22 protein-coding genes and 1 pseudogene are annotated in these 25,212 nt (G+C 71.6%); 14 read left to right on the forward strand and 9 right to left on the reverse strand.

Features of this window, described 5'->3' with window-relative positions; all coding sequences use genetic code 11:
- Nucleotides 1-927 precede the first annotated feature (927 nt).
- From K7C98_RS07900 to K7C98_RS07930, 7 genes are all read left to right on the forward strand, one after another.
- A complete protein-coding gene (locus tag K7C98_RS07900; protein ID WP_224190961.1) occupies nucleotides 928-2,199 on the forward strand; it encodes a pectinacetylesterase family protein in 1,272 nt (423 codons plus the stop codon).
- Nucleotides 2,196-2,672, forward strand: coding sequence for a hypothetical protein (locus K7C98_RS07905; protein WP_224190962.1), 477 nt, complete (start codon nucleotides 2,196-2,198; stop codon nucleotides 2,670-2,672). Before K7C98_RS07900 ends, K7C98_RS07905 begins: the two co-directional genes overlap by 4 nt.
- A gap of 141 nt (nucleotides 2,673-2,813) precedes the next feature.
- Entirely contained in the window at nucleotides 2,814-3,677 is an 864-nt protein-coding gene (locus K7C98_RS07910) for a dienelactone hydrolase family protein (protein ID WP_224190963.1), read from the forward strand.
- A gap of 137 nt (nucleotides 3,678-3,814) precedes the next feature.
- On the forward strand, nucleotides 3,815-4,285 hold the full coding sequence (locus K7C98_RS07915) for a hypothetical protein (protein WP_224190964.1): 471 nt from the start codon (nucleotides 3,815-3,817) through the stop codon (nucleotides 4,283-4,285).
- Nucleotides 4,286-4,308: 23 nt separating this feature from the next.
- Complete coding sequence (locus K7C98_RS07920; protein WP_224190965.1) at nucleotides 4,309-4,467, forward strand: hypothetical protein; 159 nt, start codon at nucleotides 4,309-4,311, stop codon at nucleotides 4,465-4,467.
- Nucleotides 4,468-4,758: 291 nt separating this feature from the next.
- Nucleotides 4,759-5,652 carry a PAS domain-containing protein gene (locus K7C98_RS07925; RefSeq protein ID WP_224190966.1) on the forward strand — a complete coding sequence of 298 codons (894 nt, stop codon included), beginning with the start codon at nucleotides 4,759-4,761 and terminating at the stop codon, nucleotides 5,650-5,652.
- A gap of 70 nt (nucleotides 5,653-5,722) precedes the next feature.
- Complete coding sequence (locus K7C98_RS07930) at nucleotides 5,723-6,532, forward strand: hypothetical protein (protein ID WP_224190967.1); 810 nt, start codon at nucleotides 5,723-5,725, stop codon at nucleotides 6,530-6,532.
- 9 nt (nucleotides 6,533-6,541) lie between these two features.
- Here K7C98_RS07930 and K7C98_RS07935 read toward each other — a convergent pair whose 3' ends face one another.
- The gene (locus tag K7C98_RS07935) at nucleotides 6,542-7,084 is read right to left on the reverse strand and encodes a YaeQ family protein (protein WP_224190968.1); all 543 of its coding nucleotides are present in this window, start codon (nucleotides 7,082-7,084) and stop codon (nucleotides 6,542-6,544) included.
- Between the two features lie 82 nt (nucleotides 7,085-7,166).
- Between K7C98_RS07935 and K7C98_RS07940 the strand changes: the two genes are divergently transcribed.
- Nucleotides 7,167-8,249, forward strand: a complete 1,083-nt coding sequence (locus K7C98_RS07940; RefSeq protein WP_224190969.1) for a hypothetical protein — start codon at nucleotides 7,167-7,169, stop codon at nucleotides 8,247-8,249.
- Nucleotides 8,250-8,344: 95 nt separating this feature from the next.
- A complete protein-coding gene (locus tag K7C98_RS07945; protein WP_224190970.1) occupies nucleotides 8,345-8,917 on the forward strand; it encodes a hypothetical protein in 573 nt (190 codons plus the stop codon).
- 28 nt (nucleotides 8,918-8,945) lie between these two features.
- Here the strand turns inward: K7C98_RS07945 and K7C98_RS07950 are convergent, their stop codons facing one another.
- From K7C98_RS07950 to K7C98_RS07960, 3 genes are all read right to left on the reverse strand, one after another.
- Nucleotides 8,946-9,656: a siderophore-interacting protein gene (locus K7C98_RS07950; protein ID WP_224190971.1), complete on the reverse strand. Its 711-nt coding sequence runs from the start codon at nucleotides 9,654-9,656 to the stop codon at nucleotides 8,946-8,948.
- Nucleotides 9,657-9,838: 182 nt separating this feature from the next.
- The gene (locus K7C98_RS07955; protein ID WP_224190972.1) at nucleotides 9,839-11,284 is read right to left on the reverse strand and encodes a ferritin-like domain-containing protein; all 1,446 of its coding nucleotides are present in this window, start codon (nucleotides 11,282-11,284) and stop codon (nucleotides 9,839-9,841) included.
- 45 nt (nucleotides 11,285-11,329) lie between these two features.
- Nucleotides 11,330-13,417 carry an ATP-binding protein gene (locus K7C98_RS07960; protein ID WP_224190973.1) on the reverse strand — a complete coding sequence of 696 codons (2,088 nt, stop codon included), beginning with the start codon at nucleotides 13,415-13,417 and terminating at the stop codon, nucleotides 11,330-11,332.
- 374 nt (nucleotides 13,418-13,791) lie between these two features.
- Here K7C98_RS07960 and K7C98_RS07965 point away from each other — a divergent pair, with 374 nt between their 5' ends.
- Together K7C98_RS07965 and K7C98_RS07970 are read left to right on the forward strand one after the other, a co-directional pair.
- The gene (locus K7C98_RS07965) at nucleotides 13,792-14,556 is read left to right on the forward strand and encodes an SDR family NAD(P)-dependent oxidoreductase (protein WP_224190974.1); all 765 of its coding nucleotides are present in this window, start codon (nucleotides 13,792-13,794) and stop codon (nucleotides 14,554-14,556) included.
- A 189-nt stretch (nucleotides 14,557-14,745) separates the two neighbouring features.
- Nucleotides 14,746-15,231, forward strand: a complete 486-nt coding sequence (locus K7C98_RS07970) for a hypothetical protein (protein WP_224190975.1) — start codon at nucleotides 14,746-14,748, stop codon at nucleotides 15,229-15,231.
- A gap of 52 nt (nucleotides 15,232-15,283) precedes the next feature.
- Here K7C98_RS07970 and K7C98_RS07975 read toward each other — a convergent pair whose 3' ends face one another.
- Nucleotides 15,284-16,609, reverse strand: a complete 1,326-nt coding sequence (locus K7C98_RS07975; protein WP_224190976.1) for a radical SAM/SPASM domain-containing protein — start codon at nucleotides 16,607-16,609, stop codon at nucleotides 15,284-15,286.
- Between the two features lie 57 nt (nucleotides 16,610-16,666).
- Between K7C98_RS07975 and K7C98_RS07980 the strand changes: the two genes are divergently transcribed.
- The gene (locus tag K7C98_RS07980; protein ID WP_224190977.1) at nucleotides 16,667-18,640 is read left to right on the forward strand and encodes a glycosyltransferase family 39 protein; all 1,974 of its coding nucleotides are present in this window, start codon (nucleotides 16,667-16,669) and stop codon (nucleotides 18,638-18,640) included.
- Nucleotides 18,641-18,793: 153 nt separating this feature from the next.
- Here the strand turns inward: K7C98_RS07980 and K7C98_RS45450 are convergent.
- The 4 genes and pseudogenes from K7C98_RS45450 to K7C98_RS08005 all read right to left on the reverse strand — a co-directional run bounded on the left by K7C98_RS45450 (nucleotide 18,794) and on the right by K7C98_RS08005 (nucleotide 22,092).
- Nucleotides 18,794-19,611: pseudogene (locus K7C98_RS45450) on the reverse strand (type IV toxin-antitoxin system AbiEi family antitoxin domain-containing protein).
- A 35-nt stretch (nucleotides 19,612-19,646) separates the two neighbouring features.
- The gene (locus K7C98_RS07995) at nucleotides 19,647-20,951 is read right to left on the reverse strand and encodes a serine hydrolase domain-containing protein (RefSeq protein ID WP_224190980.1); all 1,305 of its coding nucleotides are present in this window, start codon (nucleotides 20,949-20,951) and stop codon (nucleotides 19,647-19,649) included.
- Between the two features lie 15 nt (nucleotides 20,952-20,966).
- Nucleotides 20,967-21,524: a hypothetical protein gene (locus tag K7C98_RS08000; RefSeq protein WP_224190981.1), complete on the reverse strand. Its 558-nt coding sequence runs from the start codon at nucleotides 21,522-21,524 to the stop codon at nucleotides 20,967-20,969.
- A 10-nt stretch (nucleotides 21,525-21,534) separates the two neighbouring features.
- Nucleotides 21,535-22,092, reverse strand: a complete 558-nt coding sequence (locus K7C98_RS08005) for an RNA polymerase sigma factor (protein WP_224190982.1) — start codon at nucleotides 22,090-22,092, stop codon at nucleotides 21,535-21,537.
- A 115-nt stretch (nucleotides 22,093-22,207) separates the two neighbouring features.
- Between K7C98_RS08005 and K7C98_RS08010 the strand changes: the two genes are divergently transcribed.
- Nucleotides 22,208-23,314, forward strand: a complete 1,107-nt coding sequence (locus tag K7C98_RS08010) for a hypothetical protein (RefSeq protein WP_224190983.1) — start codon at nucleotides 22,208-22,210, stop codon at nucleotides 23,312-23,314.
- Between the two features lie 33 nt (nucleotides 23,315-23,347).
- Nucleotides 23,348-25,162 (forward strand): MutS-related protein, encoded by a 1,815-nt coding sequence (locus K7C98_RS44655; RefSeq protein ID WP_224190984.1) that lies wholly within the window; start codon nucleotides 23,348-23,350, stop codon nucleotides 25,160-25,162.
- Nucleotides 25,163-25,212 lie beyond the last annotated feature (50 nt).

Consider the following 25,212-nt stretch of genomic DNA (forward strand, 5'->3'; position numbering starts at 1 on the left):
TCCTCCGGGCGCTCGGGCCAGGGCCTGTAATTCAGCATCGGGGGGACTACGGACATTGACCGTGGCGCCCCGGACTCATTTTCGCTCGAACGTTTTTCGCGCGCGCTCCATGCTGCGCTCGCCCCATGTCGAGCGCAATCCATTCCGTGAAAGTGAATGCTCTCAAGGGCGCCGAGATCGAGCTGGCCGTTCGCGCGCTCGTCGACGACACTGTCTCGTTCTGCCCGCTCCTCGCGCTGTCGCTGCTCGAGGAGCTCGGCGCGACCGGGCCGGTCGACGAGGCCCGGAGCGAAGACTCGCGCGCGACCCGGGCGACCTCCACGCCCCCATCGCCGCCTACCTCGTCTCGGCCCGCAGCACTCCGCCGAAGAGGAGCGTGACGTATACGCTCGAGGTCCGCGACGTCATGCTCCTCGCCGTCGGCTCGCCGGCGACATCGCAGAGACCCGCGAGTTCAGGGGCACCATCGATCTCGCCGGCGGCTCGCTCGACCATCGGAGCTCCGACGACGCCTTCCTCATCACCGGCGACGTCACCGACATCCGCCAGCTCGGCGGCGGCCCGCCGAGCTCCGACGGCCGTGGCCTCGCGCCCTCCGGCGCGCACGTGTGGAAGCGAGGCGCCTCGGGGTGGCAGGATCGGCCACCGGTCGGGTCGGCGTCACCGGCCGCTTCCAGGGGGCATCAGCCTCGGCGACGGGCCGAACACATCTCGGGGCCGGTCCGATCGGCTCGACGGCGTGTTCGGGCCCTGACGCGCCCCCTCGCGCCTCGCGCAGCCGCACGCGCCACCTCGCCTCGGCCTGCCCGCTCTGCTATGCAGTCTACTCGCCGCGGCCTCGCGCCGCGCGACCTTCCTCGAGAGACAGATTACCCGCGCATGGGGCCGTCCGCCTCGCCCGTCCCCGCCTTCGCCTCGCACATATTTATGACCACCTCGTCGCGCGTCCTCCTCGCCACATCGTTCGCGTCGCTGATGCCCGCCGTCGCCTGCTCCGACCCGGACGCCGAGGTCGACACCGGCCAGCCCGGCACCACCAGCAGCACCGGCACCTCCGACAGCACGACCGGCACCGAGGCCGCCGACCCGACCACGAGCGGCACCACCGGCGCCACCACGACCGAGCCGACCGGCGGCGACGGCGAGGGCAGCAGCACCAGCACCGGCGAGTCGGCCGACCAGCCGGGGCCCGAGCAGTACGACGGCGAGCCGTTCGACTGGAACGGCTTCGGCTGGTGGGACTGGTACGAGTTCCCCGACGCGTTCTGCCGCGACGGCAGCAACGCCGGCGCGTGGGTCCGCTACGGCGAGGGCCCCGGCCTCGTCATCTACCTCGAGGGTGGCGGCGCCTGCTTCAACGCCCTGACCTGCGCCAACAACGAGGCGAGCTACGACCCGTGGGCCCTGCCCTCCGGCGGGGTGCTCGAAGAGGACCCCGAGATCAACCCGGTCGGCGACTGGAACTTCGTCTACGTGCCCTACTGCACCGGCGACGTGCACGCCGGCGCTCGCACCGACGTCGAGATCCCCGGCGTCGAGGGCGTGCAGCAGTTCGTCGGCTACCGCAACATCGGCGCCTACCTCGAGCGGATCGTCCCGACCTTCGGCGCCGCGCCCAACGTGCTCGTCACCGGCTCGAGCGCCGGCGGCTTCGGGGCCGGCGTCAACTTCGACCGGATCGCCCGCGCCTTCCCCAAGGCCCGCGTCACCCTCCTCGACGACTCCGGCCCCCCGCTCCCCGACGACGTGCTCGCCCCGTGCCTGCAGCAGCAATGGAGCGACCTGTGGGGCTTCGACGACACCCTCCCGCAGGACTGCGACGAATGCTTCCCCAGCGAGGGCGGCGGCATGGCCGGCCTGGCCCACTGGCTCGGCAAAAAATACTCCAAGCGCCAGCTCGGCCTCGTCTCCTCCACCGGCGACCTCATCATCCGCTTCTTCTTCGGCTACGGCAACGACGAGTGCATGCCGAAGACCATCAACCTCCCCGCCGCCCAGTTCGAGGCCGGTCTGGTCGACCTGCGCGACAACTACATCGCCGACCCCGCCGGCGCCTGGAGCACCTACCTCGTCGGCGACAACGACCGCCACGTCTTCCTCTTCGGCTCCGAGTTCTCGAACACCATCGTCGACGGGGTCGAGTTCCGCGAGTGGTTCCGCCAGCTGCTCAAGGGCGACGCCAGCCACGTCGGGCCGTGAAGGACGCATCGCGCAGCTCGCCGTCGCGTTTCCGTCACCCGGCCTCCCACGTGGCCGCCGCGAAGCAAATCCTCACAGGCGATGGCAATTCGCCCATGCACTCACGACGCACCGTTATCGGGCTGCTCATGGGCCTGATCTCACTGTCATGTGAGCACAGCATTCCGGACACCAGAGGCCCGACCCTGGCCATTCTCAAGCTCAATTCGAGATCACTCCATTTGAACTACACGGTCAAGGGCCTTTGTCCTCCCGTGGTCGGTGAAAACACATGGGAGATCACCCCCGAAAGCGAGCCATTTCGCACCGACGACGCCTGGGGTCGCCCCCTGGCGCTCAGGAAGGGCTCCTCCAAAGATATGCTCGTCCTGGGTTCTTTGGGGGTGGATGGAATCCCTGGCACACATGACGACATCGAGATCGAGATCGAGATGGCCGAGGGCTGTGGAGCTCGGCTGTTTACGGTAGATTAGCTCGACTCCGACGTCCGTCCTCTATCAAGATCTTCTCTCTAATTTTGAACTTCTGTCCGAGCGCGACATCACCAGCACGGCTCCACGTTCCGCGTCGGCGCGTGCGGCGTCCCGCGGACTCGGGCATCATGCCCTGCGCGCATGACCGCCAAGAAGAAAGCCCCCGAGGGTGACCTGTCGACCTACGCCTGCGAGTCGTTCGCGCGCGGCGGCGTCGTCCACCCCGTGTACCGCAAGGGCAGCGGTCCCGCCGTCCTCGTGATCACCGAGATGCCCGGCATCTCGCCGCAGATGCTGGGTTTCGCCGATCGGCTGGTGGCGCTCGGCTTCAGCGTCGCGCTGCCGCAGCTGTTCGGGGTGCCCGGCTTCGACCTCGCGCGGGCCGCCGCGCCTGCCCGCCTGCGGAGCGCCGCGCGGGTGGTCTACGACGTGTGCGTCAGCCGCGAGTTCACCATGCTGGCGACCGGCCGCAGCTCGCCCGTCGTCGACTGGTTGCGCGCGCTCGCGGTCCACGAGCACGAGCGCTGCGGCGGGCCCGGCGTCGGCGCGATCGGCATGTGCTTCACGGGGGGTTTCGCCCTCGCCATGGCGACCGAGCCGCGCGTGCTCGTGCCGGTGCTGTCGCAGCCCTCCTTGCCGCTCGGGCTCACCGCGCGGCAGCGGCGGACCATCGACTGCGGTCCGCACGAGCTGGCCACGGTCGCCGATCGCTGCGCCCGCGACGGCCTGCGGGTCCTCGGTCTGCGCTTCCACGGCGACCCGCTCGTGCCTGCCGAGCGGTTCGCGTTCCTGCGCGAGCGCCTCGGCGACGGCTTCGTCGCCGTCGAGCTCGACCAGCGCGACGGCCACCCCGAGGAGCTGCTGAAGAAGCACCACTCGGTGCTCACCGGCGGCCTCGTCGACGAGCCCGGCGAGCCGACCCACGCCGCGCTGCAGCAGGTGCTGGCGCTGCTGCAGCGCAAACTCCTGCCCGCGCGCCCGAGCGACGAGCCGAGCTCGGCCTGATGCGCGAGCTCTGCCAGCGCCGCCCAAGCGCACCCGATCGACCGCGCTCTCGTTCTTGCCCCGCTCGGGCCGCCACCGACCGTGTGCTCGCTGCCGGCCGGCGAGCGCCCCGCCGCGCGTGCTACCCTGCCATCACCATGCCCACGAAGCTCGTCCTCGCAGCGCTGCTCGCCGGCCTCTTCACCACCGGCTGCGAAACCCAGTCCTGCACGGCGATCGGCTGCGGCGCCGCGTTTCAGGTCGAGCTCCAGCGCGCCGCCTGGCCGGCGGGCGACTACGAGGTCACCGTGGTGGCCGACGGCGAGACGATCGAGTGCAGCGTCACGATGCCGCTGCAGTGCGACGCGCCGTCCCCGTGTCCCGAGTCCTCGCAGGTGATCCTCGGCCGCGAGGGCTGCGCGCTCGAGCCCTCGGCGCACAAGCTCAACTACGTCGAGCTCGCGCACGGCAAGACCCCGAAGTCGGTCACCGTCAAGGTCCAGCAGGACGACGCGCTGCTCGGCGAGGGCGTGTACGCGCCGGCCTACAGCGAGTCGCAGCCCAACGGCCCCGACTGCGAGCCGACCTGCAAGAGCGCCGAGTCGGTCGTGCTCGCGCTGACCAAGTAACCCATATTCTTTTTAAAAAGGACATGTCCGCTCGGACATGCGCGCTCGCGCTCCACTCTTTCATGTCGGCGTGCTTCATGCGCGCCTGTACGACCCAGACGACCTCGCTACGCAGCCCGATGAACGTGCACGGGCCGTCCGAGGGGATCAAGAGCCGCTTCGAATCGGCGGCGTGCCTGTGATCACGTCGCTCTGGTAACACTCCGCGGCATCGAGCCGAATTGACAGCACACGGCGCACGACCGTCACGCTGACCCTAGCATCCCGAGACACGCGCCGACACATGCCTTGCCTTGCGAAGGGTCACGCCGCGGCGTGAGGGACTCCTCGACGGAGTGCTCGATGCGGCCGCAATCTCGATGGTCTCGGAGCACACCTGAGCTCCTGGTCCTCGAGCCGACCGCCGGTGACCGCGGGACGTCGGCTGCGTCGCGCCGTCTCGCGCGTCGGACTGCGATACATTGCCGCCCGTCATGACCGACGTCGACCCCGTCGCCGACCCCGTCGCCGAGCTCGCGCGCGTACGCGGGCGCTTCGCCGAGCTCGAGCGCGAGGTCGCGACCTTGCGCGCCTCCGAGGCCGAGCTGCGGGCCATGTTCGCCGCCATGACCGACGCCGTGCTGGTCCTCGACCGCGACGGTCGCTACCTGCGGCTGCCCGAGACCGCGCCCGGCATGGCCTACAAGCCCGCGCCCGAGTTCCTCGGCAAGCGCATGCACGACGTCCTGCCGCCCGGCTCCGCCGACGCCTTCCTCGCCGACATCCGCCGCGCGCTCGCCGAGCGCCGGATCGTCAACATGGTCTACAGCCGGCACATCGCCGGCCAGGAGCTGTGGTTCAGCGCCAACGCCTCGCCGATGTCGGACGACGCCGTCGTCGTCGTGTGTCGCGACATCACCGAGCAGATGCGCCACGAGCAGGTGCTGCGCGACAGCATCCGTCAGCAGGAGCTGCTGCGCGAGCAGGAGGCCGCGCTGCTGCAGCTCTCGACCCCGCTGATCCCGATCCGCGACGACATCGTCGTCATGCCGCTCGTCGGTCGGCTCGACGCCGCGCGCATCGACCAGGCCCAGGACACGCTCCTGCAAGGGATCGCGGCCGCGCGCGCGAAGGCTGCGATCGTCGACATCACCGGCGTACCGGCGATCGACGTCGCGGCCGCCGAGGGCCTCGTCCGGATCGCGCGCGCCGTCCAGCTGCTCGGCGCACGCGTGGTGGTGACCGGCATCCGCCCCGACGTCGCCGACACGCTCGCGTCGCTCGGCGAGCTCGGCGGCCTCGTCACGCGCGGCACCCTGCAGGCCGCCATCCGCGACGTCGAGGCGGCGCTCCGGCAGCGCCGCCCCGATCGCCGCGCGACGACCTGAGTCGCTCTGCCGGGCTCGTCGGCGACCGATTGCCCGCACCAATCACCCATGATGTCGTAACTTCGCCCGCATGCGAACGAACTTACTGAACCTACTCCTCGTCGCGGTCGTGCCGGCCGCGTGCGGCCCGGGCAAGGGCGCCACCGACGGGGCGACCGAGTCCACCAGCGAGACCGACGAGACGACCGCGCCCGACCCGACCACGCAGGCCGATCCGACGACCTCGACGACCTCGACCACCTCGACGAACACCACCGAAGCGCCGACCGGCACGACCACCCCGGACACCACCGAGGGCGCCGACCCGCCCTCGTTCTGCGCGCCCAACCCGTGCATCAACGAGATCACGTACGACTGCGAGAGCGAGGTCGGCGGCCCCTGCGTCGACCCGTGCCGCAACCTCGAGCCGACCGACTGCGGCGGCCCCGACCTGTGCCCGCCTATCGAGATCAAGACCCAGGGCTCCGACGACTACGAGGTCGTCGAGAGCGAGGCCGACGCCCTGTGCGTGCTGCAGGCCCTGCGCGACCGCACCCCCGGGCGCCTGAAGATCACCTGGGGTGACCCGCAGGGCTTCTTCGGCGACTCGGGGATCGCCATCCGCGCGACCATCAGCCTCGTCGGCAGCGACGTCGTCCGCATGGACTGGGAGTGGGACTACAAGACCTGCTGCATCGCCACCTACGCGCGGTTCCGCCGCATGCAGCTGCAGCCGGCGCAGTTCTTCGACGACTGCCTCGCCGACCCCACGACCGCGAACTTGATCGCCTGCTTCACCGCCGGCTCGACCCCGTTCCAGCCCAACCCCGAGGGCTGGCTGCCGCCGTGGCTGCAGGACGTCGCCTGCGACCTCGACCTGCCCGACACCTGCGACGAGTGACGCGCGCCCTCACGCCTCGACGAGCGACTCGCGGGTGATCGGCCCCTCGATCGACGTCCCGCCGATCGTCACGTAGAGCTGCCCGTCGGTGCGCACGAGCTCGAGCTTGCACTTGCGGTCGATGCTCGCCTCGAGCGCGTCGAGGAACGCCGGCTCGAGCCGCCACACCGCGATCGTCTCGACCTTGTGGATCGCCGCCGCCTCGCGGCGCAGCTGCGTCAGCGGCGTCGCCGTGAACAGCGACACGCGGCGGGCCGCCTTCGTCGCCTTGTGCAGGCGCTCGGCCGACGGGCTGCCGACGTCGATCCACTCGAGCAGCACGCCGGTCGGGTCGCGCACCGCGATCGGCGCGTCGTCGGTCGAGGCGATGCCGTCCTTGCTGAAGGCGATGCCCTCCGCGAGGCTCAGGCAGTACGCGATCGTCCGCGTCAGCATGAAGCGCAGGCTCTCCGACGGGTGGCGTGCGAGCCGCAGGTCGAGGTCCTCGTACACCCCGCGGTCGACGTCCGAGAGGCTGATCTGCAGGTGGTAGAGCGTCGCCGTGAGGGCCATGCGGATCCCTACCACGGCGCGGGCGCGCGCGCGCAGGCGGCGGGCGCGGCGATGCCTTATCATCGCCGCCACGAGGTCGGCGATGCAGCGAGAACTGACGGGTGCGTGGATGGTCCTGGCCCTGGCGTGCGGTTCACCGGACGGGCGCGACACTTCGGCGACGGGGCTCGCCACCATGTCCGCGGAGACGCTCGGTTCGACGACCGAGCCGGTCACCCCGACCACCGGCACCACCACGAGCACCACCGGCAGCAGCACCGGCGACGACGCCAGCAGCACCAGCACGAGCAGCGGCCCGACCGGCGACGGACCGATCTTCGACCTCGGCGCGCTCCCCGACATGCCGGTCGCTCCGCCGCTCCCGTTGCCGCAGCTGTGGTACTCGGTCGAGGATCTGCTGGTCTACATCGAGCTCGATCCGGCCGACGGCGCCGTCGCGCAGCTCGTCACCAGCACGATCGTCAACGACCCGACGATCGCCGGCGTCGTCAACTCGTGCAGCCTCACCATGCTCGAAGACGGCTCGCTGCTCGGCGGGCGCGGCGTCGACGGGCAGACCCGGCTGTTCCACATCCCGCAGCCGCCGACCGCCGGCGAGGACGTCGAGCTCGTGATGCTCGGCGACATGCCCGACGGCATCTACATCGAGGCGCTCTACACCGACTGCGACGGCCGCGTCTACCTCATGGACACCGGCCTCGACAGCGTCAGCAACACCGGCAACCGCCTGCTGCGCTTCACCGGGGACTACCTCGCCGGCGACCTCGCCTACGAGGTGATCACCGACCTCCAGGTCGCCGTCTCGGCCGACATCGACGACATGGCCCCGGGCATCGACGCCGGCGGCAAGGTGATCGACAACCCCGGCTTCGGCATCGACTCCGGCGCGATCTACAGCCTCGATTACACCACCGGCACCGGCTCGATGCTCGGCACCGGCGGCACCTACGGGATCCACACCCTCGGCGGCCCGCTGTTCGACGACGCCGTCTCGCGCCTCTACGTGCTCAGCGTCGACGCCGAGGTGTACGAGGCCGACCCGCTGACGCTGATGCTCTCGCCCGTGCTCGCCACCGGCCCGACCCTCGCCAGCGGCAACCCGCCCGGCGACACCGGCTTCGCCGGCCCGCTCACCGACTGCCAGACCGGCTTCCCCCAGGGCTAGCTCGCTCCAGGCCCTCGAAGCGTGGGCCGATATCCCATGAGCCGGGTGGCCGTTGCGAGGACACGTGGCGATGGGGCGATGCTACATTCGCCGTGATGCCCGCCGCGCCCCTCGACAGCACGCTCGCCGCGCTTGCGCGAGGGGGGCTGAGCAACGTGCTCGTGCTCGGGCTCCGTCATTCAGAGGAGCTTCCGCTGCCATTCTACCGGCCGTATCTGCTCGCGGGGTTCTGGCTCGAACTCACCGACGGGGTCGTCTGGTTCGAGAACGCTCAGGGCGTCCTGACGGCGACCCCGGCCGCGCGCCTCGAGTTGCCCGTTCGGGTCGATGGCGGCAGCGCCGAAGACATGTGCATCCTCGGCGGCGAGGGCTTCATACTCGACCCCGCCCGCGAGCCCGCCCGGATCTCCGCGCTCGAGCTGGTCGCCCAGGACGAGGACGCCCTGCGCGAGGCCAGGATCGCGGCCGTACTCCTGCGCTGCAGCGACGGCGCCGAGCTGTTCGCGCACGCCTGGTCGTTCGAGGGCGTCGCCTTCGGCCGCGCACCGGAGTACGCGACCTGGCGCGAGGAGCATCCGCACTTCGCGGACTGGGCACGCTTCCGATGGGAGGGGGCGGACACGCCGTGGACGTGGGCCTCGCGGAGGACGCTCGGAATGCGCCCCTGATCGCCCGCGATCAACGGCCGTACGGACGTCAGTCGAGCCCGATCTTGCCGAGCGACCAATAAGCCTTGTTTGCGATCGGTCGCGGCAGCGCGCGCGCCTTGAGTCCGGCGCGCACCTTCTGGATCGCCTGCGCACGTCCGGTCAGCACCAGGCTCGCGCCCGGCTCGCGCGTGAGCTCGGCTTGCAATTGGTCGACGAGCTCGGGCAGGTGCTCCTCGTCGGCTCGCCGCCGCACCAGGATCGCGCGCGAGACATCGGCCCCGAGCGCGCTCCTCAGGTCGTCCTCGGCGCCGGTCTCGAACACACACACGAGCGCTCGCCCGTTCGCCGCCGCCGCGAACGCCCGCGCCACCGCGGCCGAGGTCTCGTCGCCGAACAGCACCACGGGCCCTGCCTCCGGCAGACGGATCGATCGCTGCGGGCCGACGAAGCGGCACGGGTCGCCGACCGCCAGCCCGCGGATCCACTCTCCCGCCGGGCTCGCCGCGTGGTGATACACGAGCAGCTCCGTCGCCCCCGCCTCGGCGTCCCAGCGCAGCGGTGTGAAGGTCCGGACGTCACGGCTCGGCAACAACATTTGGAGCTTGTCGCCGGGATGGAACGTCACGCCACGCAGCCCCGGCCCCACGAGCTCGACCCCGCGGAAGCTGCTCGCGACGTCGCAGATCGCCCGCACCGTGGCGTCGCGCAGCAGCAGACCACCGAGCGCGCCGAGAAGGATGCCTTTTCCGGATGCCATGCTGATTCATAATGAAATTGAAAAGCAAAGTCAAGACAAACACACAAATTCGGGCCCAGACGGCCCGATAGCGCGGGGCACGGCGCTCGCCTCGACCCACGCCGGTCGCCGGCCGGATTTCCCCGGACGACCTCGGGCTCGAGTTCGAGCGCGACCTCGAGATGCAGGTACGCGCCGGCTCCCTACGCCGCGCACAGCCCCGCCGCGGCCGGGCGGATCATCGCATCGAGGCCGCGGCGCCACACCGCCGCGCGCAGCGGCGCGTCGACCACCCCGTGGGCGCGCAGCTCCGGCTCGCCTGCATCTTCGGACATGCCCTGAAGTTCAGCATCCGCCTGCGCGATCGCGGCGGCGAACGCCTGCTGCGCGCGTGCACGGCCGGCCGGGCCAGCCCCCTGCAGGGCCCACTGCACGAACCGCCAGCCGAGCTCCGCGTGGCGCTGCTCGTCGCCGGCGATCCGCGTCAGCACCCGGCGCAGGCCCGGGTCGTGCGCGTGCGCGGCGGCCTCGACCAGCTCGAGTCCCGCCAGCGTCTCGGCCACGCAGGCCTCTGCGATCGCCGCGGCGATCAGCGCGTCGACGTCGCCGTCTCGCGTCGCCGCGGCCGACGCGAGCGGACCAGGCCCGATCCCGGTCCCCGCATAGACACTCGCCAGCGCGTAGCCGATCCGCGCGTGCTCGACCTCGTCGGCGAGCGCCTGCTGGGCCGCGAGCACCAATTCGGGCGGCGCGCCGATCGCCAGCAGCTCGAGGATGAAGCGGGCGAACGACGCCACCGACGCGTGCTCGAAGCTTGCGACCCGGGTCCAGTGGGCCGCCAGGCGCGAGCGCAGCGCGAGCGGGGCCGACGGCGCCGCCACCAGCCCGCGCCAGTCGTCTCGCGGCACCGCCGGCGCGTGCACCGGCGCGTCGTCGACGACGAAGGGTCGCCCGCACGCCCCCTGCTCGCACTGCCAGCGCATCGACTCGAACACGCACGCGACCCCCTGGCAGTCGGAATGCGCGTCGCACTCGTCCTGCGGCGTCTGGCACGCCAGCTCGCCGATTGTCTGCGTGCAAAAGTCCTCCGGCGAGAGGGCGCACAGCAAATCACCGCAGTCGGCGTCGGTCCGGCAGCCCGCGGGGATGCACCGCGTCGCCGTCCCGATCTCGTCGCCGGCGCACTGACACACCATCCCCTCGCCGCAGTCGTCGTCGGTCTCGCAGCCGTACACGCATCCGCACGTCTCGAGCAGGTCGAACGAGAACTGGCACGAGCCGAACGGCTTCTCGGTGCAATCGTCATTGGTCTTGCACGGCCCCGTCGCGTTCTCCGGGCAATTCGACGGCGTCTGCGGCATCACGCACGCGCGGGCCGCGGCGCGGTGGACGAGGCCGTCGTCGCACCGCTGATAGCCGGCGAGCGCCGGCGGATCGCTGTGCCGCTGCATGAGCTCGACCACCTCCCCCGCGCACCCCGCTAACGCCCCCGTGGTCGGCGTCGTGATCGTCGCTGTCGACGTCGAATTCGTGCCGGTGTCGCTGTCGCCGCCGCCCGGGCTCGGCCCGCACGCGACCAGCAGGCCGAGGAGCGAGAACAGCGAGCGACGCGCAGGTGCGATGTTCGTAAGCAGCAGTTTTGAAGCCATCACGGATGAGAGCACGCGCCGCCGCACCCGTCAAGCGGACCCGGCTCATGCCGCGAGCGGCAGCTCGACGGTGAAGGTCGAGCCTTGACCCGGGATGCTGGCGACCCGGACCCGGCCGCCGTGCGCCTCGACGATCGCGCGGGCGATGAACAGTCCGAGCCCCAGGCCGCCGTAGTGGCGCGTCGAGACCGCCCGACCGAAGCGCTCGAAGATCGCGGCCTGCGCCTCGGACGAGATGCCGATTCCATGGTCGGTCAACGTCAGCAGCGCCGTATCGTCGGTCCGTCCGACCCTGATCTCGATCGGCCGACCCGCGCCGAACTTCAGGGCGTTGGCCAGCAGGTTGATCACGGCCTGCTCCAGCCGCGCGCCGTCCCACGAGCCGACGACCGGCTCCTCCACCTGCACCGTCACCTCGCAGCCCGAGCGCGCGATGTCCTCCGCGAGCTGGCGCGTCACGTCCTCCGCGAGCGCGCCGAGGTCGACCCGACCGCGATGGAGCGCGAGCCGGCCGGCCTGGACGCGGCCGACCTCGAGCAACAGCTCGACCAGGCTGGCCATCCGCTGGCTCTGACGCGTGCAGACCTCCAGCGCGCGCTTCACCAGCGGCGACGCGCCGGTGCTGAGCTGGCGACCGAGCCGCTCGATCGCCAGCTGGAGGCTCGTCAGCGGCGTCCTGAGCTCGTGCGAGGCCACCACCAGGAACTCGTCGCGCAAGCGGACCGCCTCCTCTGCCGCGCCGCGAGAGCGCCGCTCGTCGAGCAGCGCCCGGTCGCGCTCACGCTCGGCGTGGACGCGGGTCGTGACGTCGCGGAAGCTCCAGACGCGCCCGACGGCCCGACCGTCGAGCTTCTGCGGCTGCGAATAGCGCTCGAAGATCCGCCCGTCCTTCAGCTCGATGATGTCGAGGCTGTTCGCGTCGGGGTGCGCGAGCAGCCAGCGGATCCGGGCGAGGTACGCCTCGGGCTCGCGCACCAGCCCCGCCTCGAGGACCGGACGCTCGTGTCCACGGCGCCGCAACATCTCGGCGCAGCTCGGCAGCATGTCCGCCAGCTTGCGGTTGAACTGGATCAGGCGCCCTTCGCGGTCGACGACCAGGATGCCGTCCGCCGTCGAGTCGAAGGTCGCCTCGAGCAGCGAGACGCTGCTGCGCAGCCGCTCCTCGGCCCGCTTCCGTCCGGTGATGTCGGTGGAGATCAGGCAGATCGCGCAGACTCGCCCCGCCGAATCGGCGACCGGGAACTTGAGCGAGAGATACGTCTGGAGCCCCTCGCCGAACTCGAACGTCTCCTCGACCTCGAGCGGACGGTTCTCGCGCAGCACCCTCAGGTCGCTGGCGCGGAAGATGTCGGACTGCTCCCGCGAGAAATAGTCATAGTCCGTCTTGCCGCGCATGCTCTCGACATCGGCGTGCATGAGCTCCGCGAACCTGCGATTGACGAGCAACAGGCGCCCCGCGAGATCCTTCATGCAGATCACCGCCGTCGTGTTGTCGATGATCTGCTGCAGCAGCGCGCAGCGCTCCTCGAGGCAGGCCTCGGCGCGGCGGCGCTCGACGTTCTCTTGCTCGAGGCGTGCGATCAGCTGGACGTTGTCGTACGCGATCGCGCCCTGGGCAGCGATCAGCTCGAGCACGGTCAGCCGCTCGTCGGTGAACCCCCCGCAGTCGCGCTCGTTCTCGAGGTACAGCACCGCGCACACCTCGGCCGCGCGCAGGATCGGCAGACACAGCAGCGACCGGGGGCGGCAGGCGCCGAAGTACTCGTCGTGGGCGAACGAGCCGCTCACGGCGGCGTCGGCGAGCAGCACTCGCTCCCGCGTGCGCCCGACGAATTGCACGACCGACGTCGGCGCCCGCCCCGAACCCGCCAGCGGGAGCGACGGGAGCAGCTCGGTCCGCACGCCGTGCTCGTCGGCCCTCCCGTCCGCCGCGACCACGAGCTCGCCTCGCTCGACGCCGATCAGACAGCCGCGGTCCGCCCCGCTCTGCTCGAGGCCGACCTCGAGCAAGCGACGGGCGAGGCGGTCCCAGGTGACCTCCTTCGAGATCGCCTGCGACGCCTTGACGACCGCGGTCAGCGCCTCCGGGACCGCGGGGGTCGGGGAAGCGACCGTATACGCCGGCTCGCCCACGCCGAAGATATAGCGCAGCAGTCTCGCCAGCCGCAGCGGCGAGACCGCCGGCGAGGCAACGACGCGGTCGCGGAGACCCCGGCCGCCGCGACCGCCTCCCGCGATCGAGCCCGAGCGACCGCCGCCGCTGCCGCCCGCCGCGGCGCATCCCGCGAGGCCCGCGACGATCGACGGAGCGCAGAGATCGCTGCAGGTGTACCGCGAGCGTCATCTCGTCCATGGATCCGGTGTGTAGATTGTCGCCGCGTCGCCGCAGCGCGGCGCCGACGAGGGACATCGTCCCAGGATGCGGAGGATCCCTGCCCGCCGCCGTCGATCTCGACGACCCATGGCGACCGCGCCGGCGGTTATACTCGCCGCGAGGACATCACTGCATGGTATCGCTGCGAGACAGGGTCGCGCTGGTCATCGGGGGTAATTCGGGCATCGGCAAGGCGTCGGCGTTCGCGCTGGCCGAGGCCGGAGCCAGGGTCGTGATCGCGGCGCGCCGCGAGCGGGAGGGCCACGCGGTGGTCGAGGAGCTGCGGGCGCGCGGCGCCGCGGCGCTGTTCGTCGCGCTCGACGTCACCGTCGAGGCCGACATCGTCGCCGGCGTCGCCGCCACCGTCGAGGAGTTCGGCCGCCTGGACTGCGCCGTCAACTCGGCCGGCATCTGCGAGGACTTCGGCCCCGTCAGCGACGTCGACGGCGCCGCCTTCGATCGCATGATGGCCGTCAACGTGCGCGGCACGCTGCTGGGGATGAAGCACCAGATCCGGCAAATGCTGGCCCAGGGCGGCGGCGGCAGCATCGTCAACATGGCCTCGTTCCTGGCCCACGCCGCCACGCCCACCGGCTCCGCCTACGTCGCCACCAAGCACGCCGTCCTCGGCATCACCCGCTCGGCCGCGCTCGGTTACGCGAAGGAGGGCATCCGCGTCAATTGCGTCGCCCCCACCGCGATCACCGGCACGCCGATGGTCGACGACGCGCTGGCCAACTACCCCGCCGTCATGGCCCCGGTGATCGCCGCGATCCCCATGGGCCGGCCGGGCCGCGCCGACGAGGTCGGTCGCGCCGTCGCGTGGCTGTGCAGCGACGAGGCGTCGTTCATCTCCGGCCACTCGCTGGCGATCGACGGCGCCCAGCTGGCCGGTTGAGCTCGGGGGCGTGTCCACCTCGTACCTCCACCGGTCGCGCGGCTGACGAATGCATGGACAGGGCGACAGCGCATTCTCGCCCGCCACGTGTCGACCGCGGCCCCCGATTCGGCGAGAGCGCGGCGAGTGCTCGTTCACGGCGCGACGCCGACTTGACGGGCCCGCGCCCGCTCCCGTAGCGTGGCGGGCATGAAGCCTTGTTCTCGTTGCCGCCGTCACCTCCTGAGCTCCGCGTCGCCCTGCCCGTTCTGCGGTCAGGACAATCGCCAGGTCGGCGAAGGCTCGGTGCTGGCGCTCGGGCTCGGGCTCGTGCTCGCGGCCGGCGGCGGCTGCAGCACCGGCGACAAGACCACCGAGAGCAGCACGAACACGCCGACCACTGACGGCACCATGACCCAGACCACGCAGCCCCCCCCGGACGACACCGACCAGGGCGGGTCGTACTACGCCGGCCCGCCGACCGACTCCAACATCACCCTCGACACCTCGACGACGACCACCACCACCACCGCCACCGACACCGGCAGCAGCACCGGCACCGGCACCGAGACCGACACCAACTCCACCGCCGACGACAGCCTGTCCGACTCCGGCGGCTCGTACTACGCCGGGCCCGCGACCGACACCAACGTGCTGTGGCACGAGGCCGACCCGGCCAAGCGCCCGGCGCCCTGAACTTTCCCTTGCAACATGTCCTCACGGACATGTCGCACGAATCCTCTGTCTCTCACACCTCCGGACGCCCGGGCCCGCTGGGCTCGACGAGGCGGGAGATCCGCGGCTCCTCGGTGGCGACCGGCCCGTGCTGGGCCCGCAGCTCGGGGTCCTTGTGCTCGCGGACCACGCGGAACAGCGCCGTCCCGAACGCGATGTCGGGCGCCTTGCGCACGAACTCGATGCGCTCGCGCAGGCCCATGCGGTCCATCTCGAGCGCCCGGTGGTGGCAGAACGGGTTGTTGCCGGGGCGGCCGAGCACCGGCTCGGACACCGCCGTGCAGCCGGCCATGCACACGCTCGCGTAGTAGCACTCGCGGCAGTAGCCCCACAGGTCGTCGACCGTGCGGGTGCGCAGCGCGGACATCTCGGGGGCGCGGGTCCACAGATCCCACAGCCCGTGGTCGCGCCAGCTGCCGCCGATGTTCGTCGGTCCGCCGAGGCTCGGGCAGTTCTTGATCTGGCCGTCGCTCTCGATCGCGATCGTCGACCTCCCGGCCTCGCAGCCGTTGTAGTGGCCGGTGCGGCGCTTCTGCTGGCCGCGCAGGCGCTCCTCGTGCGGCCCGAAGTAGCCGAGGTTGTTGGCCGGCCAGATCCGGACCTTCAGCGCCTCGGCGCGGGCCATCACCCGGTCGAGCGTCTCGAACAGCTCGAGGTACATGTACGGCTGCAGCAGGATCTCCGGGTGGTCGGCCGCGTTGCCGTGCGGCACCGTGATCTGCAGCTGCCACGAGTGCACGCCCTCGGCCGCGACCCGCTCGAGCAGCGCCTCGAGCTCGCGCAGCGTGAACACGTTGATCTGCGAATTGACGGCCACGCGCGCGCCCGCGGCCCGCAGGTGGCGCAGCGCCGCGAAGGCCCGCTGCCAGCTGCCGGGGCGGTTGCGCACGCGGTCGTGGCTCTCCTCGAGCCCGTCGATCGACACGCTGACGCTGCAGATCCCCGCCTCGACCATCGCCTCGGCGCGCGCCTTGCCGAGGTTGTAGCCGCCGGTGGTCATGGTGGCCTCCATGCCGCGCTCGCGGATCTTGCGGATCACGAGGATGAAGTCGTTGCGCAGGTAGGCCTCGCCGCCGATCAGCACGACCTCACCGACGCCGGCCTCCGCGAGCTCGTCGACGATCTTCAGCGCCTCCTCGGTCGTCAGCTCGCCCTCGCGCGCCTGGCCCGCCCGCGGCCCACAATGGATGCAGGCCTGATCGCACGCCAGCGTGAACTCCCACACCGCGAGCCGCGGGCGCGGCGTCTCGCCGCGCGCCACCGGCAGGATCGCCCGGGTGCGGTGTGCCGGCAGGGATGAGACCACCGGCAATCGCTTTCGCACGTCGTTCAGGCTCATGCGCGTATGATAGTCGCCTTGCCTCCGCTGCGGCAGCCCGGGTATGAGAAGCCGCGCGTGACTCCGGGGCCGTCCCGTCTCGACCGCGGCTGTGACCGCGCGGCCGCGATCCTGCTGCTGGCGGTCCTCGTCGTCGGCCTCGCCACCGTCGGCGACTACGGCGCGACCGTCGACGAACCGCTGCGCATGCGCTCGTCGTGGCTGTGGTGGGACGCGTTCGCGGCCCGCGACCTGTCGCGCGTGCCCGACGACGTGCGCGCGCACTACGGCGTGCTGTTCGACCTGCTCGGTCAGCTGGTGTGGCACGTGCACCGCAACTGGTTCGGCGGCGTCGACGAGTTCCTCGGCCGCCACGCCCTGTGCTTCTTCACCGGCTGGCTCGGGCTGCTCGGCACTTACAAATTGACGCGCCGCCTGGCCCCGCAGCCGGCCCCGCTGGTCGCGCTGCTGCTGCTGGTGCTGGCCCCGCGGTGGTACGGCGCGAGCTTCACCCAGCCGAAGGACATCCCGTTCGCGACCGCGTGGGTGTGGACGATGCTGGCGATGGTGCGGGCGATCGAGCGGCCCGGTGCGCGCGCGACGACGCGGGTCGCCGCGATGACGGCGCTGACCACCGCGGTGCGGCCGTTCGGCGCGCTGCTGCTGCCGCTGTTCGCCGGCGTGCTGGTCCTCGTCGCGCCAGGCCCCGACCGCCGCGACCGCCTGCGCTGGTCTTCGGGACAGGTCGCCCTGCTGTTCGGCGCCGGCGGCCTCTTGACCGTCGCCCTGTGGCCGGTGCTGTGGACCCGCGCCCCGTGGCACGTCGTCCGCTCGATCGCCGCGCTCAGCCAGCACGCCGCCGGCTCGCCGAGCCTGTTCTTCGGGACAGTTTATCCATACGACGCCGCCCCGGCCGCCTACGCCGCGGTGTGGTCGACGATCACCCTGCCGGGACCGACCCTCGTCGGGCTGGCGTGCGGGCTCGTGTTCGCGGCGCTCGCCGCCCGCCGATCGCCGCCGCGCGCGACCTGGCTGCCGTGGGCGCTGATCGGCCTGTGGATCGCCGTGCCGCTGGTCATGCCCGCGCTGCGGCGCACCAGCCTCTACGACACCTCGCGGCAATTGCTGTTCGTGACCCCTGCCCTGTGCGTCGTCGCCGGCGTCGGCCTGACGGCGGCGGTGCGACGATTGGCCCGACGCTCGCGCCGCCTCGCGCTCGCGGCCGGCCTCGCCCTCGCGCTGAGCGGCCTCGAGGTCGTCGCGCGCATGGTCCACCTGCACCCCTACCAGCAGCTGTACTTCGGGCCGCTCGTCGGCGGCCTGCCCGGCGCCCACGGCCGCTTCGACGTCGCCTACCACGCCGAGACCTACCGCGAGGCCCTGACGTGGCTGCGCCAGAATCGGGGCAAGCGGACCCACCTGCACCTCCTCGGCAACGGCAGCAACGTCGGCTCCTATTATTGCTGGCGGCTCAACATGCAGTTCAACACCCCCGTGTTCGATTACTACGTGTCCGAGGTGCGACAGGGCTGGGAGGACATCCTGCCCGGACAGGTGGTGCACACGATCGAGCGCGAGGGCGTGCCGCTCCTGGTCATCAAGAAGGTCGAGCCGATGGCCGAGCTGACGCGCGCCTGGCTGCAGCCCGAGGCGGGCGCCGAATGGCAGGCCCACCCCGCCGCGTGGGGCCGCGTCCCGACCGAGTCGCTGCCGACCTCGCCGACCGGCAAGCTGGCGTTCGCCCTCGACTCGCCCCGGGCCCAGCGCGCCCGCGTGTACCTGCGGATCCAGGGCCGCGTCCGCGTGCGCTGGCAGGGCCAGCCGCTCGTCGACTGGCCCTACGAGCCGTTCGTCTACCGGGCCTCGACGACCTTCCCGAGCCTGATCCCCCTCGACCTCGACCTGCCGGCCGGCCGCAGCTGGCTCGAGGTCGACCTCGAGCGCGTCAACGTCGCCAAGGGCGTCGGCCTCTACTTCCCCGCCGCGCTCGAGCTGACGACCCCGACCGACACGCCGCCGCCGAGTCTTCACATTCCCGCCAGCAGCGAATGAGCGCGGGTCGACGGCCCAGGTGCGTGCTCATGTGGAAGCCGCCAGCACTTTCATCAGCCGGTCGATACGCAATGCGCGGCCTTCTGGCGACAGCCGATCGAGATTTGTCTGCTTCCACCGCACGGCAGGAGCGCTGCCTGGCGCCGGTACTGTTCAAGCAGGGGCATCGAGGTCCTTCGGGACGGTGATCAGGTACTTCGGGTCGAGCTTTCCGCCCTTGACGAGCAAGCGTTTGCCGCTGCCAAGGTCGATGCAGCTCCGGTCGATGTGCTCGAGCCAGGCATGTCGGTGACGCTCGGCGAACCAAAAGAACAACCGCTTGACTTTGATGCTCCGGCAATCGACCAGTAGCTTCTGGAGTCGGCGCGGGCTGAGCGTGCGCAGGCCTTCCACGATCATGTCGACCTGGTGGAAGCTCTCGTGCTGGGGTAGTTCGTCCAGCATTTCCAGCACGGCGCGCTCCGGAGCGGACACGGTCAGGACCCGGTCGTCTCGTTGCGCGATCCCTCGTACCCCGCGGACTGCAGCCGCTCTTCCGGACCCGAGAGGTCCTGCACGACGGCCTCAGGCATGAACAGGACTTGCGCTCTGTGGAACTCGAAGCGCTCGTTCAGCGGCAAGTTGTTGAGCCACCCGGGCGGTGGGTGGGTCCCGTAGAGATGGATCACGGCCAGGCCTCTCGCCGCGGTGTAGTGCGCAAAGCCTTGCAGTTCCAGCGCCGTGCGCCCGCCGACCACGAGGGGCTGCTCCAGCAACGTCTGCAGCGAGAGCACGACGCCCTGCCAGCTCAGGGTACCCAACGGGCGCTTGTAGGTGCCCCGGGCGGGCTGAACCAGCCAGCCTGCCGCGACATATTGGCTCCGTAGGCTCGTCGAGTAGCCGTGCTGCTCCATCCAGCCGGAATCGACGAGCAGCCCTTCGGGAAGTGTCCGCTCGAGGAAGTTCAACTTCCTGCCGATTTGCTCAGCCACACTTAGTATGTGGCGCGCAGCCGAGCGTTCCTCGCTCACGGCTCGAGCTCGATGAGCGCTCCGAGGCTCATCTGTACCAGCTGGGCCAGGAGCGCGCTGTTGTTGTGGTTCCCGGCCGCGTTGGCCGCTACCGCCACCCAGGTGCGTCGCCCTGGCACCTCGCCGACGGCCGCCCCGAAGCCGAAGTCGTTGCGCCCGGAGTACGCGTGGGCCGGCTCCCCGTCGATCGTCAGCGTGCGTGCGCCGAGGACCTCGCTGCGGAACGCGTCGCGCGTGTCCGCGTCGAACAGCACCCCGGCCTCGACCGCCGCGGACCAGCGCACGAGGTCGTCGACGGTCGACACCAACCCGCCGTTGCCCATCAGCGCCCACGACGGCGCCGGCCAGCAGGCGGGCGAGTTGCAGCCGAAGCGGTCCTCGTCGTAGCCGACAGCGACCTGTCCCTCAGGCCATATGTCGTCACCGTACAGCCCTGTGCGCGTCATCATCGCCGGGGCGAACAGGCGCGCCTGCAAGTACTCGGGGAACGGCACGCCTGACGCCTCCTCGACGACCGCGGCGAGCAAGGTGTACCCCGAATTGGAGTACGCCTCCGCCGTGCCCGGCGCGAACCGCAGCTCCTGGGCGAAGATCCGCTGCAGCGCGGTCGCGCGGTCCATCGCCTCGAAGTCGCCCTGCGTGTCGTGGTACTCGTCGAAGCCTGCCCGGTGCGTGAGCACCTGCGCCAGCGTGATCGCGGCCTTGTCGGCCGGCACCCCGTCCAGCAGCTCGCCGAGCCTGTCGTCGCGCGCCAGCAGGGCCTCGGCCTCCAGCTGAAAGATGGCCGCCGCCGTCATCACCTTCATGATCGACCCGCAGTCGAACGCGGTCCGGCTGTCGTTCGCCAGCCCGCGCTCGCGGTCGGCCAGGCCGACGCCGCCGCGCCACACCAGCGCGCCGTCGCGGACGATCGCCACGCTGCCGGAGAAGCCGCGCTCGCCCGCCCGCTCGACCTGCTCGCGCAGCCGCTCCGCGGTCGCCGGTACGCCGACCTCGGTCGTCTCGCAGGCCAGGAGCCCCAGCGCCAGCGCCTCCTCCATCGGCGGCTCACATGTCCTCTGAGCCAGCTCGCCCTTCTCCGGCGTGTACGAGCCGTCGAACTCGACCTCGATGTCGCCCGCCACGCTGATCGTCAGGCGCGAGGCCATGAGCCCGAGCTCGGCGATGCAGTCGCGGTACACGCTCTCGGCCGCCGCGATCGCGCTCGGGCACTGCGGCGGGGGCTCGTTCGCCTCGCAGGCGGCCAGCAGCGCCCACGCGGCGGCGGGCGCCCACCTCGCGCCCCGGTTGTGTCGATTCATGGCACCTCCGCGACGTCAACGAGACCCGCCGCCCGGAAGTTCCGCCCGCGCCGCGATGATCTCCGCCTCGACGCGCTCGCAGTCGACGTCGTCCGTCGCGACGTCGACGCTCAGGAAGCTGCGCGTCACCGCCACGCGACCACACGCCCCGCCCAGGTCCTGCGCCTCGCCGCCGGCGACGACCTCGAGCTCGCCGCCCATCGTCATCCGACGCACCCAGACGACCCCCAGCATCACCTCGACCACGACCCCACCGTCGCCGCGGCGGCGCCACTGCACCTGCGAGCCCGGCTCGCCGACCACCTCGACGACGCCGGGGACCTGCAGGTGCGTGCGACCCGCGGCGCTGGCCGGCGCCGGCGCGGGCGCCTCGGGCCGCAGCGTCGCCGCCCCGCCGACCAGCAGCGCGCCGACCACACCGCCGAGCGCGAACGTCCGCGCCGGGGCCCAGCCCCGGGCAGCGGGCCGTGCGGGCGCGCCGGCGTCGACGCGCTCGAGCACGCGGTCGGCGAAGCCGGGCCGCGGCGCGGGCGCGCCCCAGCCGTCGAGCAGCCGCTCGACATCCTCGGACATGTCCTTCGGGTCAGCCAACCTGCTCCTTGATCAGCAGCTGCTCGAGCCGCGCGCGCGCCCGGTGCAGGCGCGACTTCACCGTCCCGAGATCGATCTGCAGCGCCTCGGCGATCTCCTGGTACTCGAGGCCGTGCAGCTGGCGCAGCACCAGCACGCTGCGCTGCTCGGCCCCGAGCTCGGCGAGCGCGGCCTCGACGCGCTGCCCGAGCCGGCGGAACTGCGCCAGCTCGTCGGCCTCGCGCGACGGCAGGCGGTGCACCGTCTCGTCGAACGACTCGAGCGGCACGCGTTTGCGCCGCAGGTGATCGATGGCCACCCGCGCCGCGATCGTCACGATCCACCGCCGCAGGTGCCCGGGCCCGCGGTCCTCGAAGCGAGGCAGCGCTCGATGCACGCGCAAGAACGTCTCCTGCGCCAGGTCGTCGACGTCCGCGACCGGGCCGCGGAACAGCATCTGCGCCAGCACTGCGTGGACCGCGTGCTGATGCGCGACGACGAGTGCACGAAAGGCCTCGCGGTCTCCCCGCGGGGTTCGCTTCCGCACGCCGGCCTCGGGCTCGTCGGACATCAGGGGCTCGCTCCAGGTTAACGTGACCGCCACGCTCCGAGTTCCGCCGTCTCCCACAACGCGCGGACCACTGCGGCGCCGAGCCCGCAAACGCGTCCTGGGCTACAAGCGCCGCATGCTGCTTATGCATCGCTTCACCATCCTCTCCAGCCTGTGCCTCGTCCTCGCCGCCTGCCCTTCCAACGGCAGCACGACGACCGACGGCGCCTCGACCGGGCCGGCCAGCACCACAGACGGTCCCGCCACCGATTCGACCCCCGGCACGACCGACGACTCCACCACCTCCGCCGCGCCGACGACCTCGAGCACCGGCGAGCCCACCACCACCACCGAGTCGAGCACCGACGCCACCACCGACGCCACCACCGGCGCCGTCGAGTGCGAACCGGTGACCGCGCAGATCGGCCCGGACGGCGGCGAGCTGTCGCTGTGCGGCGCGACCTTGCGGGTGCCGGCCGGGGCCGTCGCTACGGACGTCGAATTCGGCATCGCCGTCGTCGAGCCGCCGGCCGAGCCGCCGTTCGAGCAGGCGTTCGCCTCGCCGGTGTTCGAATTCACCGCCGGCGCCGACGCCTTCACCCAGCCGATCGAGCTGATCCTCCCGCACGAGCCGACCGAAGGCCGGCTCGCGCTCAGCCAGTACGACGCGCTCTCGAATCAGTTCTGGATCATCGAGGCCTGCGCCGTCACCGACACCACGATCTCGCAGAGCGTGTTCCAGCTCGGGGTCTTCGCCGCGCTGCGCGGCACCTACGACTACCCCGACAGCACCAACGGCCTCGGCGGCGGCTCGATCGAGCTCGAGCTGCTCGGCATGCCCGCGAGCTTCTCGCTCGACGAGCCGGGCAACTTCGGCATCTTCTCCGACGCCGAGGACGGCAGCCGGGGCCTCACCCTCAAGGCGATCCGCGAGATCGACGGCGGGCTCGAGTCGCTGCGCATCGACTTCGGCGTCGATGCCTCGGGCGAGACCGCGACGCTGACCGCGGTCGAATGGCTGTCCACCGTCACCAGCGAGGGCTACACCTACATCGCCGATCTGATCGGCTCGGACGGCGTCATCACCCTCGACCTCGTCGACGGCGATCACTACGTCGGTGAGCTCAGCGCCGTCACCTTCGGCGGCAACCCGCAGCACGACGAGATCTTGCACGCCACCTTCGACGTGACCGTCGAGAAGTTCGCCTTCCCGCCCGAGCTCGGCTGCTTCGGCGGGGAGTGAGCGTCCGGGCCGCAGGTGCGGCATCATTCGCGGGTGTCCGACCCCCGCACCGAGTACGAGCGCCGCCTCGCCGCGCGACAGGCGCTCGTCGCCGACGCCGACGCGCAGATCCGCCGGATCGCCAACCTGCGCTTCGTCGTGTTCTCGCTGTTCGCCGTCGCCTTCGGCTTCGGCCTCGCCGATCGACCGATCATGCTCGCCGTCTCGCTGGCGCCGCTGCTCGGGTTCTTCGCCCTCGTGCTCGTCCACGAGACCGCGCATCGCCGCCGCGCTCGCGCGCTGCTGGCCGTCGAGCACTACCGGCGGGCGCTCCGGCGGCTCGCCGGCGACTGGCGCGGCGAGGGCGTGCAACACCGCGAATTCGTGCCGGCCGATCACCCCTACGCGGCCGACCTCGACCTGTTCGGGCCGGCCTCGTTGTTCGCGCTGCTCTGCACCGCACGCACCCGCGGCGGCGAGGCGACGCTGGCGCGGTGGTTGCTGCACCCCGCGGCGCCGCCCGAGATCGCCGCGCGCCAGGCCGCCGTGCTGGCGCTGCGCGAGCGCGTCGACCTGCGCGAAGACCTGGCGCTGCTCGGCGGCGACGTGCGGGCCGCCGTCGCCCCCGAGGCGCTGATCGCCTGGGGCACCGCGCCGCCGCGGATTCCTGGCGAGCGCCTCGCGCCGCTGCGCCTGCTCGCGTGGGGCCTCGCGCTCGCGGCCACCGTCACCGCGGTCCTCGCCTTCACCACCGACCTCGGATTCTTGCCGCTGCTGGCCGTCGTCATGATCGAGGCCCTGGTGATGCGCTCGCTGCGACCGGCCACCGCGGCGATCACCAGCGCGGTCGAGGGCCCGCGCCGCGACCTCGACGTCATCGCCAGGCTGCTCGGCCGCGTCGAGCGCGAGCCGACCGGCGACAGCGCCAAGCTGGCCGCACTGGCCGCGGACTTGCGCGCCGGCGAGGTCACCGGCTCGGCCGCGATCGCCCGCCTCGCCCGCGTCGTCGACTGGCTCGAGGCGCGCAAGAGCGGCCTGTTCGCCCCGATCGCCTTCGCCCTGATGTGGGAGCTGCACGGCGCGATCGCGGTCGAGCGCTGGCGGCGACACCACGGCCCCGCCATCGCCCGCTGGCTGGCCGCGCTCGGCGAGCTCGAGGCCCTCGCCGCCCTCTCCGCCTACGCCTACGAGCGCCCCGCCGACCCGATGCCGACGATCGTCGACGGCTCGCCGCAGGTCCGCGGCGAGGAGCTGCGCCACCCGCTGCTGCCCGGCTGCGTCGCCAACTCGGTCGCGCTCGGCGAGCCGCTGCGCGTGTTGATGATCAGCGGCTCGAACATGTCGGGCAAGAGCACGCTGCTGCGCACGCTCGGGATCAACGTGGTGCTCGCGCTCGCCGGGGCGCCGGTGTCGGCGCGGTCGCTCGCGCTCACGCCGCTGCAGATCGGCGCGACCCTGCGGATCGAGGACTCGCTGCAAAACGCCCGCTCGCGCTTCTACAGCGAGCTGCGGCGGCTGCTGCTGCTGCGCGACCTGGCCCGCGCCGGCGATCCGCCGCTGCTGTTCCTGCTCGACGAGATCTTCCACGGCACCAATTCCCACGACCGCAAGATCGGCGCCGAGGCGGTGCTGCGCATGCTCGTCGACGCCGGCGCGATCGGCCTGTGCACCACCCACGACCTCGCGCTCGCCGAGTCGATCGCCGACCTCGGCGAGCGCGCCCACAACGTCCACTTCGCCGACCACGTCGAGGGCGACCGGCTGGTGTTCGATTATCGCATGCGCCCGGGCATCGTCGCCCGCTCCAACGCGATCGCGCTGATGCGCGCGATCGGCCTGCTCGCGCCGCACGACGAGCCCGCGGCGTGAATCACCCTCAAGGCAGGCCGCAGCTGGACGAATCCGCGATCGAAGCTCGC

The sequence above is a fragment of the Nannocystis pusilla genome (assembly GCF_020073745.1).
Classification (GTDB): domain Bacteria; phylum Myxococcota_A; class Polyangia; order Nannocystales; family Nannocystaceae; genus Nannocystis; species Nannocystis radixulma.

Bases quoted from the DNA above. Each gene is read 5' to 3' on its own strand.
- K7C98_RS07900 (WP_224190961.1), top strand. From the start codon at position 928: ATGACCACCTCGTCGCGCGTCCTCCTCGCCACATCGTTCGCGTCGCTG.
- K7C98_RS07910 (WP_224190963.1), top strand. From the start codon at position 2,814: ATGACCGCCAAGAAGAAAGCCCCCGAGGGTGACCTGTCGACCTACGCC.
- K7C98_RS07915 (WP_224190964.1), top strand. From the start codon at position 3,815: ATGCCCACGAAGCTCGTCCTCGCAGCGCTGCTCGCCGGCCTCTTCACC.
- K7C98_RS07920 (WP_224190965.1), top strand. From the start codon at position 4,309: ATGTCCGCTCGGACATGCGCGCTCGCGCTCCACTCTTTCATGTCGGCG.
- K7C98_RS07925 (WP_224190966.1), top strand. From the start codon at position 4,759: ATGACCGACGTCGACCCCGTCGCCGACCCCGTCGCCGAGCTCGCGCGC.
- K7C98_RS07930 (WP_224190967.1), top strand. From the start codon at position 5,723: ATGCGAACGAACTTACTGAACCTACTCCTCGTCGCGGTCGTGCCGGCC.
- K7C98_RS07935 (WP_224190968.1), bottom strand. From the start codon at position 7,084: ATGGCCCTCACGGCGACGCTCTACCACCTGCAGATCAGCCTCTCGGAC.
- K7C98_RS07940 (WP_224190969.1), top strand. From the start codon at position 7,167: ATGCAGCGAGAACTGACGGGTGCGTGGATGGTCCTGGCCCTGGCGTGC.
- K7C98_RS07945 (WP_224190970.1), top strand. From the start codon at position 8,345: ATGCCCGCCGCGCCCCTCGACAGCACGCTCGCCGCGCTTGCGCGAGGG.
- K7C98_RS07950 (WP_224190971.1), bottom strand. From the start codon at position 9,656: ATGGCATCCGGAAAAGGCATCCTTCTCGGCGCGCTCGGTGGTCTGCTG.
- K7C98_RS07955 (WP_224190972.1), bottom strand. From the start codon at position 11,284: ATGGCTTCAAAACTGCTGCTTACGAACATCGCACCTGCGCGTCGCTCG.
- K7C98_RS07965 (WP_224190974.1), top strand. From the start codon at position 13,792: ATGGTATCGCTGCGAGACAGGGTCGCGCTGGTCATCGGGGGTAATTCG.
- K7C98_RS07970 (WP_224190975.1), top strand. From the start codon at position 14,746: ATGAAGCCTTGTTCTCGTTGCCGCCGTCACCTCCTGAGCTCCGCGTCG.
- K7C98_RS07975 (WP_224190976.1), bottom strand. From the start codon at position 16,609: ATGAGCCTGAACGACGTGCGAAAGCGATTGCCGGTGGTCTCATCCCTG.
- K7C98_RS07995 (WP_224190980.1), bottom strand. From the start codon at position 20,951: ATGAATCGACACAACCGGGGCGCGAGGTGGGCGCCCGCCGCCGCGTGG.
- K7C98_RS08000 (WP_224190981.1), bottom strand. From the start codon at position 21,524: ATGTCCGAGGATGTCGAGCGGCTGCTCGACGGCTGGGGCGCGCCCGCG.
- K7C98_RS08005 (WP_224190982.1), bottom strand. From the start codon at position 22,092: ATGTCCGACGAGCCCGAGGCCGGCGTGCGGAAGCGAACCCCGCGGGGA.
- K7C98_RS08010 (WP_224190983.1), top strand. From the start codon at position 22,208: ATGCTGCTTATGCATCGCTTCACCATCCTCTCCAGCCTGTGCCTCGTC.